The organism is Raineya orbicola, from assembly GCF_002843425.1.
GTDB lineage: Bacteria > Bacteroidota > Bacteroidia > Cytophagales > Thermonemataceae > Raineya > Raineya orbicola.
Genome location: NZ_NKXO01000035.1, coordinates 18,155 through 35,609 on the forward strand (window position 1 = coordinate 18,155; position 17,455 = coordinate 35,609).

Annotated in this window: 16 protein-coding genes; 5 read left to right on the forward strand and 11 right to left on the reverse strand. The window is 36.9% G+C overall.

Going from position 1 to position 17,455, the window contains the following annotated elements; genetic code table 11:
• Nucleotides 1-49: 49 nt before the first annotated feature.
• Together Rain11_RS10600 and Rain11_RS10605 are read right to left on the reverse strand one after the other, a co-directional pair.
• Nucleotides 50-1,138 (reverse strand): sensor histidine kinase, encoded by a 1,089-nt coding sequence (locus tag Rain11_RS10600; protein WP_101359344.1) that lies wholly within the window; start codon nucleotides 1,136-1,138, stop codon nucleotides 50-52.
• 5 nt (nucleotides 1,139-1,143) lie between these two features.
• On the reverse strand, nucleotides 1,144-1,836 hold the full coding sequence (locus Rain11_RS10605) for a response regulator transcription factor (RefSeq protein WP_101359345.1): 693 nt from the start codon (nucleotides 1,834-1,836) through the stop codon (nucleotides 1,144-1,146).
• A gap of 217 nt (nucleotides 1,837-2,053) precedes the next feature.
• On the opposite strand from Rain11_RS10605, the gene Rain11_RS10610 reads away from it, so the two are divergent.
• From Rain11_RS10610 to Rain11_RS10620, 3 genes are all read left to right on the forward strand, one after another.
• Complete coding sequence (locus Rain11_RS10610; protein ID WP_101359346.1) at nucleotides 2,054-3,376, forward strand: ABC transporter permease; 1,323 nt, start codon at nucleotides 2,054-2,056, stop codon at nucleotides 3,374-3,376.
• A 94-nt stretch (nucleotides 3,377-3,470) separates the two neighbouring features.
• Complete coding sequence (gmk, locus tag Rain11_RS10615) at nucleotides 3,471-4,052, forward strand: guanylate kinase (RefSeq protein ID WP_101359347.1); 582 nt, start codon at nucleotides 3,471-3,473, stop codon at nucleotides 4,050-4,052.
• Nucleotides 4,053-4,095: 43 nt separating this feature from the next.
• Nucleotides 4,096-5,376, forward strand: a complete 1,281-nt coding sequence (locus Rain11_RS10620; protein WP_101359348.1) for a PDZ domain-containing protein — start codon at nucleotides 4,096-4,098, stop codon at nucleotides 5,374-5,376.
• Here Rain11_RS10620 and Rain11_RS10625 read toward each other — a convergent pair whose 3' ends face one another.
• The 6 genes from Rain11_RS10625 to Rain11_RS10650 all read right to left on the reverse strand — a co-directional run bounded on the left by Rain11_RS10625 (nucleotide 5,377) and on the right by Rain11_RS10650 (nucleotide 12,550).
• Nucleotides 5,377-6,354: an alpha/beta fold hydrolase gene (locus Rain11_RS10625; protein WP_101359349.1), complete on the reverse strand. Its 978-nt coding sequence runs from the start codon at nucleotides 6,352-6,354 to the stop codon at nucleotides 5,377-5,379. It abuts the gene before it with no gap.
• A gap of 13 nt (nucleotides 6,355-6,367) precedes the next feature.
• Entirely contained in the window at nucleotides 6,368-7,009 is a 642-nt protein-coding gene (locus tag Rain11_RS10630) for a TerD family protein (RefSeq protein ID WP_101359350.1), read from the reverse strand.
• A gap of 71 nt (nucleotides 7,010-7,080) precedes the next feature.
• A complete protein-coding gene (locus Rain11_RS14025; RefSeq protein WP_101359351.1) occupies nucleotides 7,081-8,631 on the reverse strand; it encodes a GDSL-type esterase/lipase family protein in 1,551 nt (516 codons plus the stop codon).
• Nucleotides 8,632-8,657: 26 nt separating this feature from the next.
• Nucleotides 8,658-9,467 (reverse strand): hypothetical protein, encoded by an 810-nt coding sequence (locus tag Rain11_RS10640; RefSeq protein ID WP_101359352.1) that lies wholly within the window; start codon nucleotides 9,465-9,467, stop codon nucleotides 8,658-8,660.
• A 14-nt stretch (nucleotides 9,468-9,481) separates the two neighbouring features.
• Nucleotides 9,482-11,068, reverse strand: coding sequence for a hypothetical protein (locus Rain11_RS10645; protein ID WP_101359353.1), 1,587 nt, complete (start codon nucleotides 11,066-11,068; stop codon nucleotides 9,482-9,484).
• Between the two features lie 87 nt (nucleotides 11,069-11,155).
• Nucleotides 11,156-12,550: a BatD family protein gene (locus tag Rain11_RS10650; RefSeq protein WP_101359354.1), complete on the reverse strand. Its 1,395-nt coding sequence runs from the start codon at nucleotides 12,548-12,550 to the stop codon at nucleotides 11,156-11,158.
• A gap of 126 nt (nucleotides 12,551-12,676) precedes the next feature.
• Here Rain11_RS10650 and Rain11_RS10655 point away from each other — a divergent pair, with 126 nt between their 5' ends.
• Complete coding sequence (locus Rain11_RS10655) at nucleotides 12,677-12,865, forward strand: hypothetical protein (RefSeq protein ID WP_101359355.1); 189 nt, start codon at nucleotides 12,677-12,679, stop codon at nucleotides 12,863-12,865.
• 13 nt (nucleotides 12,866-12,878) lie between these two features.
• On the opposite strand, the gene queG is transcribed toward Rain11_RS10655, so the two are convergent.
• Genes queG through Rain11_RS10670 form a run of 3 tightly spaced genes read right to left on the reverse strand, consistent with a single transcriptional unit; the run spans nucleotide 12,879 to nucleotide 15,667 of the window.
• Nucleotides 12,879-13,814: a tRNA epoxyqueuosine(34) reductase QueG gene (gene queG / locus Rain11_RS10660; RefSeq protein ID WP_101359356.1), complete on the reverse strand. Its 936-nt coding sequence runs from the start codon at nucleotides 13,812-13,814 to the stop codon at nucleotides 12,879-12,881.
• Between the two features lie 10 nt (nucleotides 13,815-13,824).
• Nucleotides 13,825-14,781 (reverse strand): transketolase family protein, encoded by a 957-nt coding sequence (locus Rain11_RS10665; protein ID WP_101359357.1) that lies wholly within the window; start codon nucleotides 14,779-14,781, stop codon nucleotides 13,825-13,827.
• 25 nt (nucleotides 14,782-14,806) lie between these two features.
• Nucleotides 14,807-15,667, reverse strand: coding sequence for an ABC transporter permease (locus Rain11_RS10670; RefSeq protein WP_101359360.1), 861 nt, complete (start codon nucleotides 15,665-15,667; stop codon nucleotides 14,807-14,809).
• A 101-nt stretch (nucleotides 15,668-15,768) separates the two neighbouring features.
• On the opposite strand from Rain11_RS10670, the gene crtD reads away from it, so the two are divergent.
• A complete protein-coding gene (gene crtD / locus Rain11_RS10675) occupies nucleotides 15,769-17,232 on the forward strand; it encodes a 1-hydroxycarotenoid 3,4-desaturase CrtD (RefSeq protein WP_101359358.1) in 1,464 nt (487 codons plus the stop codon).
• Nucleotides 17,233-17,455 lie beyond the last annotated feature (223 nt).

Genomic DNA, 17,455 nt, shown 5'->3' on the forward strand with positions numbered 1-17,455 from the left:
AGGCAGATTTTAAGCAAAGAAAAGTAGTTTTTTGCGATAAAACAAGCCTTTACAACTGATTTGCAAACTCGTTTTGAGGGGTAGGTATATTTTCAGAAAGTTGGTTGGGAAAACGTTTGAGGGTTACTCGGAAGGTAGAGCCTTTATCTACTTTGCTTTCAACTTCTATACTACCCTCGTGGGCATCAATGATTTGTTTGACAATCGCTAAACCCAAGCCGCTACCTCCTTTTTCTTTGGAACGACTTTTTTCCACTCTGTAAAAGCGTTCAAAAATACGCGTGAGGTGTTTTTTAGGAATGCCTGTTCCGTTATCTTCCACTTCTATTACACAATGCTCTTTGGTTTGTAGTAACCAGACCTTTACAAATCCGCCTTCTTTACCATATTTGATGCCATTTTCCACTAAATTGGTTAGCACTTGTCTGATGCGATTTCTATCTGCCCAAATGACACATTCGGAACTGGTACGTTCATCAATGATAAGTGAAATATTGCGTTCAATGGCTTTTTCTTCCAGTTGTTCAAAAACTTCTTCCAAAATCAGGTTCAGATTGGTTTCTTGAAAGTGCATCTTGATAATGCCTGCCTCCATTTGCGAAAGCGTGATAAGGTCTTGTACGAGGTGGTCAAGTCCTTCAAGACTTTTGGCGGCTTTTTGTAAAAATTTATCGCGAACTTCGGGGTCTTCCACAGCACCATCTATAAGCGTATGAATAAACCCTTGTGCGGCAAAAATTGGAGTTTTAAGTTCGTGAGAAACATCTGCCAAAAATTCACGGCGAAAAGCCTCTAATTGCGTCAGATAATCTATTTCGGCTTGCTTTTTGGTAGCATATTCATAAAGTTCTTCATTGAGCTGTTGCAAAGGGCTTGCCGTAAGAGTAGAGAGCCTTCGGCGTGTGAGTTTGAAATCTTTTTTCTTAATTTTTTCAAAAGAGAGGTAAATTTCATTGATTTCCCGAAACACTAAAAATTCAAGTGCAGTGGCAATGAGAAAATAAGAGCTGGCAAAGCAAATCAGAAAAAGAATAATCAGAATAGAGGCTTCTACATTAAAAAGAGCAGAAAAAGAAGTTGTAATAATGGCTATCAGCAAAGCCAAAGAAACAGGCAATATACGAGATTGCCATTGCATAGAGTTTATTCGTTTAGTGAAAACTTATATCCTACCCCCTTGACGGTTTTAATGTACCCTTCGCCAAGTTTTTCACGGAGTTTTCGTATATGCACATCTACGGTGCGAGCCAGTACATACACATCACTTCCCCAAATTTTTTGTAAAAGTTCTTCTCTGGAATACACTCTTTCAGGATTTTGAGCAAGAAAGAAAAGTAATTCAAACTCTTTACGAGGCATTTCAAAGATATTTTCGCCTTGTGTAATGGTGTAACTTCGTTTATCTATAATCAAATCATTCACCTCAAGAACTTCATCAGTTTTATTTTTTTTATTTTCTCTGCGAAAAACAGAAGCGATACGGCTCATTAAAGCACGTGGTTTGATAGGCTTCACGATATAATCATCAGCACCTATATCAAAAGCGGCGATTTCAGAGTACTCTTCGGAGCGAGCTGTAAGGAACATAATGTAAGTTTCAGCAATTTCGGGAGTTTCTTTAATGATACGGCTTGCCTCTATGCCGTCCATTTGTGGCATCATTATATCCATTAGTATCAGATGAGGCTGAAAGGAAAGGGCTTTTTCTATGGCTTCTTTGCCATTACTGGCAGTTTTGACTTCGTACCCCTCTTTTTTGAGATTATATTGCAACATTTCTACAATATCGGGATCATCATCGGCTATCAGAACTCTTTGGAGCGTTTTTACTGCCATAATCTGCAAATTTTTAATGCAAAATTAAGCAGAAATTTACTGCTAAAAAAATTTTTACAAAAACTTCATCATTTGTTTATTAAGGCTTAAAATTTGAAATGTAAGATTTTAGGCTGTTTCTAAAAATACTTATATCAGTAGAGTTTATGATTTTTTCTTATTTTTGCCTTACTTTACAACAAAGCTACTATAAAAACGTTTTTGAAAAAAATCTGCTATGAGTAAAATTTGGTTAATTATTCAGCGAGAATATTGGGTGCGGGTGCGTAAGAAGTCTTTTGTTATTATGACATTCCTGACACCTATTCTTTTTGCTGCTCTAATGGTTGTTCCTGCTATTATAGCTCGCTCTTCGCTATTTCAGGAAGAAAAAACTATCCAAGTTTTAGATAAAAGTAATTTTTTTGCCCAAAAAATTAAAAACGATGGGAAAATAAAGTTTGCTTATGTGCAGGGGGAGGTTAGTGAGGTGCGTAAGAATTTTGAAAGTGATGAAAAGGCTTATGCTTTGCTTATTATTCCAGAAATAACCTTGCAAGAACCCAAAGGTTTCCGAATAATTAGCAAAAAAAGCATCAGCTTGGAAACTGAAATGTACATAAAAGAGGAACTTGAACGCATTATTCGTGAAGAGCGAATGCAGGCTATGGGTATCAAACAAGAAGATTTAGAAAAAACCAAAGCTCGTGTGAGCATCACTACCGAAACACAAGAGGGTAAAGAGAGCAGTAGTGGAGTAGTATATGCAGTGAGTTTTATTGCGGCACTACTGATTTATATGTCGGTATTGCTCTATGGCGTACAAGTAATGCGTAGTGTCATTGAAGAAAAAACTAATCGTATTGTTGAGGTAATGGTTTCTTCTGTGAAACCTATACAACTGATGCTCGGTAAGATTATCGGTGTGGCAGGTGTAGGGCTTACGCAGTTCTTACTTTGGATACTTCTTTCTTTTGCACTTTCCAGTGTGGCAAGTAGTGTTTTCTTAAAAAAGGAAGTTTCGGAAAACACCATAGAAAAAGTGCAAAAAATGACAAACAATGATTTAGAAAACGTTGATATCAAATCAGAAAAGGAATTTCCTTTTGAAAAAATCAGTAATGCTTTTGCTACGCTTAATTTGCCTTTGATTTTAGCGAGCTTTTTATTTTATTTTGTAGGTGGTTATCTCTTGTATAGTGCTTTGTTTGCGGCAATAGGCTCAGCAGGTGATAACGAAACTGATGCCCAACAATTTACGCTTCCTGTAACCTTACCACTGATTATAGCCTTTGTACTTGCACAAGCCATTATCAACGAACCCAATAGCAGTTTAGCTTTTTGGCTTTCAATGATACCTTTTACCTCGCCTATTGTAATGATGGTGCGTATTCCTGCGGGTGTGCCTGTGTGGGAAATTGCTCTTTCAATGTTTTTACTTGTAGCGGGCTTTCTTTTTATTACTTGGCTTGCCGCTCGTATCTATCGTATAGGTATCCTGATGTATGGTAAAAAAGTTTCTTTCAAAGATTTGGGCAAGTGGCTTATGATGAAAAACTGAGTTTGCTTTGGGGTATTATAGCAACCTGCCTTTTGCTTATGGCAGGTTTTTTGTTTGAGAAAAGTCTTATATTTGCAAAATTTTTCATTAACTTATGTCCAATCATCAAGGCAAACTCGTTATTTTTTCTGCTCCTTCGGGTTCGGGGAAAACCACTATTGTAAAACACTTGGTTCAGGAGATACCCAATTTGGGCTATTCTATTTCGGCTTGCACGCGTCCGCGTAGAGGAAGAACCGAAGAACACGGCAAAGATTACTATTTTATGAGCAAAGAAGAGTTTGAGCAAAAAATTCGGAATGAAGAATTTGTAGAATGGGAGCAAGTGTATCCGGGGGCTTATTATGGTACGCTCAAATCCGAAATTCAACGAATTTGGAACGAAGGCAAGCACGTAATTTTTGATGTTGATGTTGTAGGGGGGTTGCGAATTAAAGAATATTATGGAGAGAAAGCATTAGCGGTTTTTGTGAAAGTAAAATCCGTAGAAGAGTTACGCAAAAGGCTTCTGCAACGCCAAACCGAAACCGATGCTACTCTGGAAACTCGCCTTGCCAAAGCTGAATATGAAATGTCTTTTGAAAATCGCTTTGATGTAGTATTACTGAACGAAGATTTAGAGGAAACACTGCAAAAAGCTCGTGATATGGTCAAAAATTTTTTAGAACAGAAATAATAACACAACTGCACGTTTCGTTTTTCTATAAAATCTAAAAGCAATGAAAACATATTGGCTTATTTTCAGCCTTTGGGGAATGGTGATAGGAGAAAATGCTTTTACGCAAAAACTTTCAAGAAGAGCTTTATTAGGGGTTGAAACTGAAAATAAAGAAAATAAACTGCTTATTACCAGAATTTTACCCCAAACTGCCGCCGCAAAAGCAGGTTTGCAAGTAGGTGATGAAATTCTGACCTTAGAAGGCATCAAACCTGCCAACCAAATGGATTTGGCAAAAATTGTGAGAAGTAAAAGCCCTCGTGAGGAAATTAGCGTTGTAGTTCGCAGAAATCAACAAATTTTTACACTCAAACCTATTTTAGAAGAAACGCCCCAAGAAAACTCTACGGCTTATTTTAAGGTACTTTATGACGAATTCCCCACGCAAGACGCTGTTTTACGAACTATTATCACTTCGCCCATAAAAACAGGTAAGCACCCCGCTGTACTTTTTGTGCAAGGGGTAGCCTGTTTCCCTATTGATACGCCCTTTGATACTACTTATGGACACGTACAAATTGCCCGTCAGCTTAGTAGGCACAATATTGTAACTATGCGTGTAGAAAAATCAGGGGTTGGGGATAGTCAGGGCATTGATTGCGAAAAAATGGACTGGCAGACAGAAATTAAACATTTTTCTGATGCTCTAAAAATTTTGCAAAGCTACCCATTTGTAGATAAAGATAATATTTTTGTCATTGGGCATAGTCTTGGAGGGGTTATCGCTCCTATTGTAGCCAAACGTGAAAAAGCCAAAGGGGTAGTAGTTTTTGGTACTATTGGGCAGAATTGGGTGAATTATCTCATTGATTCCCGAAGGCATATTGCTTTGCAAAAAGGTGAGGATTGGGAAGACGTAGAAGAATGGACAAAGACCGTAACGGATTGCAGTGTGCGGTTTTTTATTCAAAAACAAAATATGGATAGCGTAATCAAGCAAAACCCTGATTGCAAAGATTTTTTACGTCGTTTTGCTTTTCGGACACCTGCCTATTGGCACCAGCTTACAGATGCCAATATTGCCCAAATTTGGAAAGAATATGATGGATTTGTGCTTTCACTTTGGGGTGAGCAAGATAGAGCGGCTTTGGAAAAAGAACACCAACTCATCGCTGAAATTGTAAATAAGCATCACCCTCGCAAAGCAACTTTTCTTAAAATTAGCCGTACTGACCACCGAATGGCTCTGCAAAATGGGGAACAAAGAGAAAAGGATTTTAACCCACAAGTAGCTGAAACCATTTATGAATGGATACAAAAAGTAAAGACAGGGGTAGAATAACTACTGCTTCCGCAGAAATTCTAGTAAAATTTCATTAAATTTTTCAGCGTGAGTTTCCATTAGGCAATGCCCTGCTTGCGGAATAACTCGCAAGGGTACAAATGAATGTTTTTGAACAAAAGCATCTGCAAGCGATTTTTTTACCCATTGATCATTCTCTCCCCAAACGAGTTGTAACCTTTCTGCAAAGTCTTGATAATCAGCAGAAACATTGAGCGTATCGGTGGGAGCGTTTTCAAAAGTGCTTAAAATAGCATCGGTTGTTCCTTGTATTTGAAAAGGGGCTAAATAGCCTTCTATATCTTCTTTTTCAGGTGTTTTTGAATAAGCAGAGGCAAGCAGTTCTTTGAACTTTTCAAAATTAAAATAAAAATTTTCTGCAATTACTTTTATCCAACGCTTAATAGGAGGATATTTCAGAAGCAAACTCATTCCTGCACTGCGGTAAGGGCGAAATTTATTGGGCAAACCACCTACACAAAGCACTTTTTCTACTTTTTCGGGCTTATAGATAGCCATATTCCAAACATAGCTTGCACCCATAGAATGTCCAACCAAATGCCATTTGGCAGTAGGGTTGATGATTTCAGCGAGTTGCCACAAAATTTTTATTCTTTGCTCGTTGCTCATATTCCAGTGTTCTACTTGCCTATCGCTAAAACCGAAAGCAGGTAAATCTATACAAAGCACCTGATAGCCCTTTTCTTGGAAAAATTTTACATTTTTTCGCCACGAAAAAGTAGAACCCGAAAATCCGTGAATAAATAAAATGCTACCCTGTGATTTTTGAGAAGGTTCAAAAACACGATAATGTAGCCAAACTCGGTCTATTTCAATAAATTTGCTTTCAGGAAAATAATTCTTTTGTTCCAAGAAATGAGGAAACTTACGCAGAGGAAAAGCATAAGGTAACAAAGATAGAAATACAAACAAAATCAGTATTCCTATGCCAATGCGTTTGAGCCATTTTCTAAACATTCAGGAGTAAAATTTAATTGAGGTAGTGTTTTTGAATGTGTAGAATGGTCTCGTCTATGTTTTTGGTAGGTACAGCCTCACCGATAGCGGTAAATTCCCATTGTCCGTTTTCTTTGCGAGTTAGCTTACCTAGAACCATTGAAACGTGTTTTTTGAAGGCTTCTTCGGCGGAAAGATTGAAAGTAGCAAAAACTGAATCTACTCTTTTACTATTACCTTCAAAAATACGAATTTTGGAATATGGTATTTCAGCGAAGTCTTGCCCATTGTAGGAATTGAGATAAAAAACGATATATTTTACTTTCGGATTGACTTTGGTCAGGTTAATTTCAATGACTTCGTTATCTAGTTCATCATCTCCGTAAATATCGCCATCTCTATCATCACCGCTATGCACAATGGCACCATCTTTGGAACGCAATTTCCTGTAATACACGGTTTCTACAATTTGTTTATTTTCATCATAAGTAGTAACGCTTCCGTCTAAATCTACGGCTACGGTTTGCTTGATCAGGTTGAACAAAATTCCTTTTTTGATAGCTCCCCAATTTAAGCCTATACACACTTCTTCCAAACGTTTTCCCTCTTTTTCTAAAGAAATCTTGCTACCTTTGGAAAGATTGATGCCTGTTTTTTTATCTAATTGTATGCTCATAACTTTCAGAATGGTTTCAGTTTTTGCTGTAATGATAAGGAAATTTTATGAGAAAAGCAAATGGGTAAATTTTATTTTTGTAGCTCAATGATGAGTGCCTGCCCAATACGAAGATGGCTATCAGTCAGTTTGTTCCAAGTTTGCAGTTGCGAAACGCTCACTTTATATTTTTGAGCAATTGTAAAAAGCGTATCACCCTGTTTTACGATATAAGTAATGTTTTGGGTCTTGGGCTGATTTTTAACGGGGACAATCGTTTGATTTTTTTCTATACTATCTTTGGGTTTTACAGGTTTTTTGGTGTTACTTGCTGAGTAACCATAGGCAAAAATACGTTTTTGCTGAAAGTGAGCCTGTGCTTGTTTAAGAGTATCCACATTAAGCAAGAAATGAGTTTTTTGGGGATTTTTTTCAAAATATTGAAAGCTATTGAGTAGTGCTTCAAAGAACAAATTACCCTTCAAAGTATAGCCTTGGGCATTGAGATGTACCATATCAGGCAAAGTAAGCCCTGCTTTGAACCAATCTCGCATAACGGTTTGTCCGCCTGCAACCCAATACCAATCATAGACAAGGCATTTGGTTTCGGAAGCGATTTTATGTATTAGTTCTGAAAAGGCAAGCCCCGATTTGATATTTACTTTTCGCCAATATAAATCTTGGGCGGTAGTGAGCAAAATCACCGCATCAGGGCATATATTGCGAATTTTTGCAATAATTTCACGAATTTGGTTTTCTAAATTAGGGGCAATTTTATCATCATAGAGGTAATCGTTTGTACCGAAGTCAAGCACAATCAAATCAGGTTTGAAGTAGGGTAATTGCTTGGCTAAAAGTTCTTTTCGTAAAACAGAACCATATTTTGCCGCTCCTACACCCGCATTGTGTAGAATGGCATTTTTGTTTTGGTTATTTTCTAAAACCATTCCATAAAATTCAAAAAAATTCTGATTTTCACGATTTTTTTCTAATTCTAAACGCAAACTATGCTTTACAGGAGGAATAGCAATGCGAATAAAAGGCATTGCATCAGTGTTATCTGTGGAAATTTGAATGTGTTGTGCTTCGTCTATGATAAGTTTTATATCAAAACTTTCGGGGCTTTTTTTGCAAAAAATGGTAAGTAAATTATTTTCAGTGTTTAAGGGTTCTTTGAAGGAAAAAGTAAGTGAAGCGGGTAATTTTTCAGTACGCACGCTCATTCCTGAAACTCCCAAAGGCAATTTGAGCGTATTCATAAAACTTTTTGTGTACTGCCATTTACCTTCGTGAGTAGTCTTGTAATCGGCATTAGAATAGGTATTTGCCGCAGAGAAAGCTGTAAGCAATCCTTTACCTCCATTCCCTAAAACGGCTTGTAGGCGTTTGCGAAAGGCATCGGGGTAAGCTCCCTGTTGCAAGTGAGAATCGCCAAAGAAAACAACTGAAAATTTATCTTTTGGAGCTAATTTCCATTTGTAGTACAAATATGCCAAAACATCTCGCTGATAGTATTGTACGTAGTTGAGCGAAGGTTTGAGCCAAGGATATGCAAGCGTATCAGCAGAAGTTTTAGTGGCTTCCTGTGCTTTGCATTGCAGAAAAACGAATAATGATAGATATAGCAAATAAAATTTGGGCATAAAGTACAAAATTCGTTTGACAAAAGTTATTCTACATTCCACTCTTTAAGTTCTTCTAATCCGAGCTTGGTGAGCATTTTTTCCCAATAATACAAAACATTGGGGTTGTTTTGGTTGGTGGTGCTTAAAGGTGAATGAGGCAAAACGTAAAATATCTCTACATCACTCAAATCAATATCAGTGAAACGCTTGACGTCTTTTTCAGCCCATTGCTCGGCTTCTTGCTTGCTAAAAGGTGGTCTTTTGTAGAAATCCCGACGCTCCAAACCGGGCATACTTTCTACCATATCGCTTAAAATAAATACTTTCAGAAGGCTATTTTCAGGTTTTTTGGCATTTTTTTTGTCAATAATGGGCAAAATCGCCCATATATCGGTATACTGCTTGGTTTCAGTAATGTTATCATCTAAAAGAGCTTCTATACAACGTTGTTGTATTTTGTTTTTTTCTTTTTTCAAACTTACCTGATAGGTATTTTTGATAGATTTAATATCCGTAGGGTTCAGCCCTGTGGTATCTTTCATTTCTGCTTTGCACTGCATTGCAAATACGCGTGCCTGCGAAGTGTTTTCGTGCAGAAAATAGACTTCAATTTTATCACCTTTCTGACGAATATTTTGTTGGACAATAGTTTGCAGGGCTTTTTCGTATTTTTCGCGTGTAAAGTTTTCTTTTAAGCTCACGCTTACAGTTTTATCTATGAAAATCAGCGAATAGATATTTGGAGCAGGTTTAGGCGGAGGAACTTGTTGGGGAGGCTGATTGCCACCACAAGAACTAAAAAAAACACAAAAAAAAGAAAGTTTAGCTACCCAAATAGTAAGCAATGATTTCATTGGAAAAAAGAGATTTATTTTTTTCTAATTTTGCTTAAAACTTTACTGCTAATAGTGCGGTTAGGTTGAGGCGTTTCAGTGATACCTTCATTTATCATCTCTTCTTGTTTTTCTGTTTCTTCATTTTTTGCTTCTTTTGCTAAAATCTCTTGAATAGCTGCTTTACCATTGCCATTTAAGTTTTCTTCAAGGTTTGAGAGTTCTTTGGTTAGTTTTTCTGAATTGTATGTTTGTTCTTGCTTTTTTATTTCTTCTAGTTTGAAAGCGTGTTGCCCTTTTTCATAACCTAAATTGAGTTCATAAATTTGCAGTTCTACTTTGCAGGTATGCAAATCTTTTTTGAGTTTAAGAATAGTATCGGCAATTTCTTGTCTTTGCTTTTGTAATTCTTCCAAATTACCAAGAGCTTCTAATTGGCTTTTTTTGGCTTCTGCGATAGCAGTTTGCTCGCTTATAGTGTGCTCTAAATCCTCTACACTGCTTAACTGCGACTCGCGAATTTTCTGTAATTTACGTAATTTGATAGGAATTTGAAACCAAATTCTGATATACGCTACAAGAATTGGAAACGCAATACCCAAACAGATAGCCCCTGCAATGGCAAACATTACTCCTGAAAGTACAAAAGCCCACATTCCCGAAGGACTTTGTACTAAATCTTGGCTTAACTTTTCTGTTTTGCGAGAAAGTTCTTCTATCAGTGCTAAGTTTTGTGAGGTTTCCTCCTCTTGCAGCGTTAGAATGGTACTATTGAGGCTATTTTTGAGCTGGTCGGCTCGGTAGGCTTCATAACGAAAATAACCCAAAATACAAAGAGTAACTATGGTAAAAAGGACTACTAATATTTTGAAAATCAGATATACACGTTTAGAACGAAGCGTTTTATCTTCTAAATAAGGATACTCTATCAGTCTATCATAAGCAGGTTTCAAAAGCACTGAAACCATCGCTAAACCTACTGCAAAACTCCACGCCTCTATGTTGTTTTTGATGTTGAGAGCATAAGCTACAATCTCGTGAGAAATAATTAAATCACCTGCAATAAATACAATCGCCGCAAGCAAAAATAAAATTCCTCCTAAAAATGAGTTGTTATTGCGTAAATTTTCTCTTTCTGTTTTATAGCTTTGAATTTGCTTTTCAGTTTCAGCAAGTCCCTCGCCACGTCTTTGGCGGAGGTTTATTTGATAGTCTAATTGGTAATTGATTTGAGTAAGTTCGCTAAAAATATCTTGATATTTTTGTTTATGAAGGGTTATTTTTTGTAAATTTTCTTGCAGGAGAGTTTCTTGGTAAAGCAGTTGGTCAAATATTTTATCATAACGCCCTTTTTCAGAAAGATAGGTTTCTAATGTATCTTTAGAAAGCCCAAAATAACCATTCCAAAAGCCTGATTGGTAGTTATCATTTTTCTGCAAAGCCTCCTCAAAAAGGTCTAAAACAGGAGGATTTTCAGGGAGAGGAGTGGTAGTTTCAGTCGTTTCAATTGGTTGCTGAGAAGTGAAAGTTGTTTGAGTGTTTTCGGGCAAAATAGTTTCATCAACAGATTTAGGCTCACTGCTTTCGGACAAAGTTTCTATATGTTTGATAGCCTCTTCCATAAATAAGTGGTGTTTGCATATTTTTTGAAAGAACAAATCTACAAAATTATCTAACTTTGGGCAAATGTTTTTACAAGAAACATAGGGCTATTCCCTGAAATTTGATAAAACTTTATACAAAACTATCAAAAAAAGTAGAGCAAGCAAGCCAGTGGCTATCCAACGCGTACGTGAATAAGTACGCATTTGCATAGGAGTATCATCAGCTTTTTCAATCCAAGATTGTAGCTCGCTATTTTCTAATGAAGAAAATTCCAGAGGGCTACCGCTTACTTCCAACACTAATTTGGAGCGTAGCGTATCTATTTTTTTAGTTTCTTGGTTGAAATAAGCTAGGAAAAAGTAGTTTTTGAGTGGATATTTGCCCGGTTTTTTCGCTAAAATGGTGTATCTGAACGATTTTACACCAATAATTTGCGAAGGCATTTTGCGTAGAGTTTGTTCGGTAGCGGTAGCATAAAATTCTAAAAAATTGTTGCTATTGGGGGGGGGTAAGTTAAGTCTTGCAAAGTTGGCATTGCCCACAATATTGATTTGATAATTCACGCTCTGCCCTGTTTGAATTTTAAGATAAGTAATGATTTCTTGCATTTGTAGCCTTCCTGTGAGATTTTTGATATTTTTGGGTAGAGGCTTTATCAGAATAGAAAGAGGATTGCTTCGCAGGGAAAGCAGTTTTTCTTTTTCTTTATCCAAAACTTTAAGCTCCAAAGAGGGAATATTCCAGAGCAGAGGCTCGGTAGGGTAGAAGGCACTCTGAAAGAACTTGTAACGTTTGTACGTTTTCTTTTCTAAAATGATTTCATCAGTGCTTACGCTATCCAGCCCGTAGTTTTCTTGCCAAGATTTGGGTAAGTGAATTTGACGAATAATTTGGCTGATTTGTCTATCTAAATCATATAAATCCAAAGCTATGGGGGCGTTTTTGGCTACATACAAAGCAAAATTCAGATTGATTTCTTCTCCTACAAATACTTCTTTGGTATTGGCTGTAAGGGCAACAAATACATTTTGCAACTTACCTAAACCTACTAAGTCTTCTGCTTGGCTTTCTTCTTCAAGTTGTGAAAGCAAATCCGTTTCTGTATTTTCTGGGCTTTCTTCTACCCAAACCTCTTCTCCTTTGAATGTTTGTTTTTTAGTACCGACTTTTATTTCAAAAGAATTGATTTTGAATTTGCCTACCTTCAAGGGTTTGTAATTTTGTTCTATTCCTTTCCAAATTTCGCCTTTATCGCTGGTGTATTCCAAACTCACTTGAAAAGTTTTCTCAAAATCTTTGATTTCAGGGAAACCTTCTGCACCTTTGAAATCTTCATAATTTGATAACACACGGATTTGCAAAAATTCATTTTGTTTGATTTTCTTGCGGGCGAGTTCTATGCGTATTTCTTGCGAATAGCCCTGTAAAATGGTCAAGAATATAAATAACTGAAAAATAGTCTTTATCCAAGTTTTTTTTGAACTTTTTTGGGAAAACATTTGGAAGTTTGTTTTTTTATACTTATTTTAGCATTCTAAACAAAATTACATTTGCCTATGAAACAATGCTACGGCGAATACAACGCAAACTAAAACTTTTGTTCATTGTTTCAAAATCTAATGCCTATGTTAGAGTATTTTAAGATGATTTTAGAGAAAGTTAGTTTTGATAAATTATTGTTTGAGAAAGAGTTACGCAAGGCTCTGGCACAACTAAAACCCACCGAACGCGAAGATTTGCGGCGTTGGTGCTATCTAAATTTTACCAAGTATCATCAAATTCTCAACAATCAATTCAAAATGGTACTTTCCTAAAAATTGGCTTCTTTCATTCAAGGCTTGCAAATTGGATATTTCGTTGCAAGCCTTTTATTTTTGTTCTTTTCACTGCTGATTTAGGAAAAACTTTGGCAAAAACTTCTTCTGTAATTTCTAACCAATCTTTTTTCTGCATATTTTTCAGATGCTCATTAGGCTCAAATTCAGGGGTTTGGTGAGGCTTGGCAAAACGATTCCAAGGACAAACATCTTGACAAACATCACAGCCAAAAATCCAATTTTCCATTTTCCCCTGAAATTCTTGTGGAATTTCATTTTTTAACTCAATTGTAAGATATGAAATACACTTGCTCCCATCTACAACATAAGGACTTACAATCGCCTCCGTAGGACAAGCCTCCAAACAACGCCTGCACGTACCGCAATAATCGCCCGTAGGGGCATCATAGGCAAGTTCTAAATCTATAATGATTTCGCCAATGAAAAAGAAACTTCCTATTTTTCGGTTAATCAGATTTGTATGCTTGCCAATCCAGCCTAAACCGCTTCGTTCTGCCCAAACTTTATCCATTACAGGTGCCGAATCTACAAAAGCTCTGCCATTTATTTCTCCAATATTCTCCCGAATAAAATTCAGTAATTCATTCATTTTGCGTTTCATTACAAAATGATAATCTTCCCCATAAGCATATTTGGAAATCTTGAAATTATCAGGGTTAGTTTGAGCCAAATCTTGCTTGGGAAAATAATTCAAAAGAACAGAAATAACAGATTTTGCTCCCTCTACTAAAAGTTTAGGATTGAGCCTTTTATCAAAATGATTAGCCATATAGCTCATTTCGCCTTGCATATTGTTTTTGAGCCACATTTCAAGGCGAGGAGCTTCTTTTTCCAAAAATTCAGCTTTGGCAATACCGCAAAAATCAAAGCCAATTTCGCGAGCTTTTTGTTTGATAAGTTGGCTATATTTTTCTGCAAAGCCCAAAGCAGATAATTTATTTTTTCCTTTGTAAAACTTTTTCTACAGCATCTACAACATTGGAAGTATCTAATCCGTATTTTTTCATCAATTCATCAGGCGTGCCACTTTCGCCAAAACTATCATTTACAGCTACAAATTCTTGCGGAACAGGCATTTTTTGGCTTAAAAGTTCGGCAATGGCACTTCCTAAACCACCAAATCGCTGATGCTCTTCTGCGGTAACTACACAACGCGTTTTAGAGACAGAATCCAAAATAGCTTCCGTATCCAAAGGTTTAATGGTATGAATGTTGATAAGCTCGGCACTAATACCTTTTTGAGCAAGAACTTCCACTGCTTGCAAAGACTTCCAAACCAAATGCCCTGTGGCGAAAATAGTTACATCAGTGCCTTCTTGGAGTAATAGAGCCTTACCAATTTGAAAAGGCATATTTTCAGGAATAAAAATAGGCACTTTGGGTCTGCCAAAACGCAAATACACGGGTCCGTGATGTTCGGCAATGGCAATTGTTGCGGCTTTGGTTTGGTTGTAGTCGCAAGGATTGATAACCACCATTCCAGGGAGCATTCTCATCATTCCGATATCTTCCAAAATTTGGTGAGTAGCCCCATCTTCGCCCAAAGTTACCCCTGCGTGAGAGGCACAAATTTTTACATTTTTGTGCGAATAAGCGATAGACTGACGAATTTGGTCATATACCCTACCTGTGGAAAAATTAGCAAAAGTACCTGTATAAGGGATTTTACCGCTGATAGCAAGTCCTGCGGCAATACCCATCATATTAGCTTCGGCAATACCTACTTGAAAAAAACGTTCAGGAAATTGCTTTTGGAAAGCGTCCATTTTCAGTGAGCCCGTAAGGTCGGCACAAAGAGCTACTACATCAGGGTTTTGCTTACCAATTTCCAGAAGTCCCGCCCCAAAACCTGAACGCGTATCGTTATTGCCTAAAATTTCGTATTTTTTCATCAGATTTTTATTTTGATTGGTTAATTTACACTGTATCCATAAAATTTTTTTCTACTTTGTGAAACAAAGCAACTCCTATCACAAAAATTACACTACTCACCGCCAAACTATACAGAAGCATAGAAATTTCAAAAACTCCTTGACCAAAAAACGCAAAACGAAACCCCTCTACAATGCCAAAAATAGGATTGAGAAGCACTAAATAGCGGTTTTCTTCGGAAATGTACGAAAGTGGGTGAATAACACCTGATACGTACATTAGCAACTGCACCCCAAAACCAACAGCGTGAGTAAGGTCTCGGTATTTGGTAGTAAGCGATGAAACGATAATCCCCATTCCCAAGCCCAAAAGAGCCATATTAAAGGCAAATACAGGCACTAACAAAATATACCAATTTGGCTGAATAGCTGTATTGCCTTGCCAAAGCCAAAAATATAAATACACGCTCAAAAATAATAAAAACTGAATTCCAAAAGCTAAAAAGCCCGAGATAACATTCGCCACAGGCACCGTAAGACGAGGGAAATACACTTTCCCGAAAATGCCTGCATTGCTAACAAAAACATTAGAAGTGCTATTGAGTGAGCTTGCAAAATAGTTCCAAATGGTTATGCTACACAGGTAGAAAAGAAAATGAGGTATGCCATCGGTTTGAATTTTAGCAATGTTTCCGAAAATAATAGAAAACACAATGGTAGTAAAAAGCGGTTGAATGATATGCCAAAGTGGTCCGAGAATGGTTTGTTTGTAAAGAGCTACAAAATCTCTATACACAAAAAGCCCTATCAAATCGCGGTAACGCCATAATTCGGAAAGATTGATATCAAACCATTTTGTTTTCGGAGAAATAATTTCTGTCCATTCCTCTTGGTGCTGTTGGCTCATAGCTTTTTTGAAAAATTTGCTCGCAAAAATACAAATTTTTGCATAAGGCTTTAATTTTGCCAAAACAAAAAATCAGGCTTTCAGTTTATTGGTGAAAAACTATGCAAAAAACGGCTTGTATCATTGGGGGAGGCATCGCAGGAATTGCTACCGCTATTCGTTTAGCTTGTAAGGGCTACGCAGTAGAAGTTTTTGAAGCAAACGACTATTTAGGAGGAAAACTTTCTGAAATTCGGTTAGGAGCCTATCGTTTTGATGCAGGTCCTTCGCTTTTTACAATGCCTCATTTTGTAGAAGAACTCTTTCAAGTTGCCAAAAAAGATATTAGGCAGTATTTTTCGTATCAGAAATTGGAGGTTGTTTGCAAGTATTTTTACGAAGATGGTACTACGATTGAGGCTTTTGCCGAAAGGAAACGTTTTGCTCAGGAAGTAGAAATGAAAACAGGCGAAAAAGCCGAAAAAATCTTGCAATACCTGCAAAAAAGTGCCAAAAAATACGAAATTACGGCAAATCTATTTCTGAAACGTTCTTTGCACAAAATAAATACGTGGCTTTGTGCCGATGCTTTCAAGGGCTATAAAAACTTGCATAAGTTAGAGATTTTCAAGACAATGCATCAAGCTAATAGTCAATTTTTTAGAGATGAACGTTTGGTGCAACTTTTCAATCGCTTTGCTACTTACAACGGCTCTAATCCATACGAAACACCCGCCACGCTTACAATTATCCCTCATTTAGAGCATAATATTGGGGCTTTCATTCCCAAAGGTGGAATGTATGCTATCACGCAAAGTTTGGCAAACCTTGCAAAAGATTTAGGTGTAAAATTTCATTTGCAAAGCAAGGTAGAACGCATTTGGCTTGAAAATCAAAAAGCAGTAGGAATCGTAGTAAAAGGCGAAAAACGTAATTTTGATGTCGTGGTAAGCAATATGGATATTGTAGCAACCTATAAATACCTATTGCCTGATGTACCTGCTCCAACGAAAATTTTAGAACAACCCAAATCCAGCTCCGCTCTGATTTTTTATTGGGGAGTAAAAAAAGTTTTTCCTGAATTGCGTTTGCATAACATCTTTTTTAGTAAAAACTATCAAGCCGAGTTTGAGCATATTTTTCAGAAAAAAACCATCTACCACGACCCCACCATATACGTAAATATTGGCTCAAAATATGAGCCTTCCGATGCTCCTGCGGGTGCTGAAACGTGGTTCGTAATGATAAACACCCCCAACAATACAGGACAAGATTGGGATAAACTTATTTCAGAAACTCGCAAAAATGTTTTAGTTAAACTAAGCCGTTTGCTCAAAACCGAAATGGAGCCACTCATTGAAGTAGAAGGTGTTTTAGAACCTCGTAGCATTGAAGCTAAAACATTTAGTACGCAAGGGGCTTTGTATGGTAATAGTTCTAACAATCGCTATGCGGCATTTCTACGGCACGCTAATTTTTCAAGGAAAATTAAAAACCTATACTTCGTAGGCGGGAGCGTACATCCGGGCGGCGGTATTCCTCTGTGTCTTTCTTCGGCAAAAATTACCGCTGATTTAATTGATTAGTTTTTTTAGGAAAAATTCAATTACTGCTTTGATTTAGATATTCTGCAAGCAGAAAATTTTTGTAAAAATAAACTTGCATTTTTCAAATATTTGTTAACGTGAGTTAAGCGGCAATATCTTGAAAAAGTTCAAAATTTGTAAGTAGATTTTTTTCTTGAAAATCTCTAATAGTGGGCTTTTTATCTAGGAATTTGTAGGCAATAATTCCAGACCACAAATTGAC

Coding starts and splice junctions, on each gene's coding strand:
- Rain11_RS10600 (WP_101359344.1), bottom strand. CDS start 1,138: ATGCAATGGCAATCTCGTATATTGCCTGTTTCTTTGGCTTTGCTGATA.
- Rain11_RS10605 (WP_101359345.1), bottom strand. CDS start 1,836: ATGGCAGTAAAAACGCTCCAAAGAGTTCTGATAGCCGATGATGATCCC.
- Rain11_RS10610 (WP_101359346.1), top strand. CDS start 2,054: ATGAGTAAAATTTGGTTAATTATTCAGCGAGAATATTGGGTGCGGGTG.
- gmk (WP_101359347.1), top strand. CDS start 3,471: ATGTCCAATCATCAAGGCAAACTCGTTATTTTTTCTGCTCCTTCGGGT.
- Rain11_RS10620 (WP_101359348.1), top strand. CDS start 4,096: ATGAAAACATATTGGCTTATTTTCAGCCTTTGGGGAATGGTGATAGGA.
- Rain11_RS10625 (WP_101359349.1), bottom strand. CDS start 6,354: ATGTTTAGAAAATGGCTCAAACGCATTGGCATAGGAATACTGATTTTG.
- Rain11_RS10630 (WP_101359350.1), bottom strand. CDS start 7,009: ATGAGCATACAATTAGATAAAAAAACAGGCATCAATCTTTCCAAAGGT.
- Rain11_RS14025 (WP_101359351.1), bottom strand. CDS start 8,631: ATGCCCAAATTTTATTTGCTATATCTATCATTATTCGTTTTTCTGCAA.
- Rain11_RS10640 (WP_101359352.1), bottom strand. CDS start 9,467: ATGAAATCATTGCTTACTATTTGGGTAGCTAAACTTTCTTTTTTTTGT.
- Rain11_RS10645 (WP_101359353.1), bottom strand. CDS start 11,068: ATGGAAGAGGCTATCAAACATATAGAAACTTTGTCCGAAAGCAGTGAG.
- Rain11_RS10650 (WP_101359354.1), bottom strand. CDS start 12,550: ATGTTTTCCCAAAAAAGTTCAAAAAAAACTTGGATAAAGACTATTTTT.
- Rain11_RS10655 (WP_101359355.1), top strand. CDS start 12,677: ATGTTAGAGTATTTTAAGATGATTTTAGAGAAAGTTAGTTTTGATAAA.
- Rain11_RS10665 (WP_101359357.1), bottom strand. CDS start 14,781: ATGAAAAAATACGAAATTTTAGGCAATAACGATACGCGTTCAGGTTTT.
- Rain11_RS10670 (WP_101359360.1), bottom strand. CDS start 15,667: ATGAGCCAACAGCACCAAGAGGAATGGACAGAAATTATTTCTCCGAAA.
- crtD (WP_101359358.1), top strand. CDS start 15,769: ATGCAAAAAACGGCTTGTATCATTGGGGGAGGCATCGCAGGAATTGCT.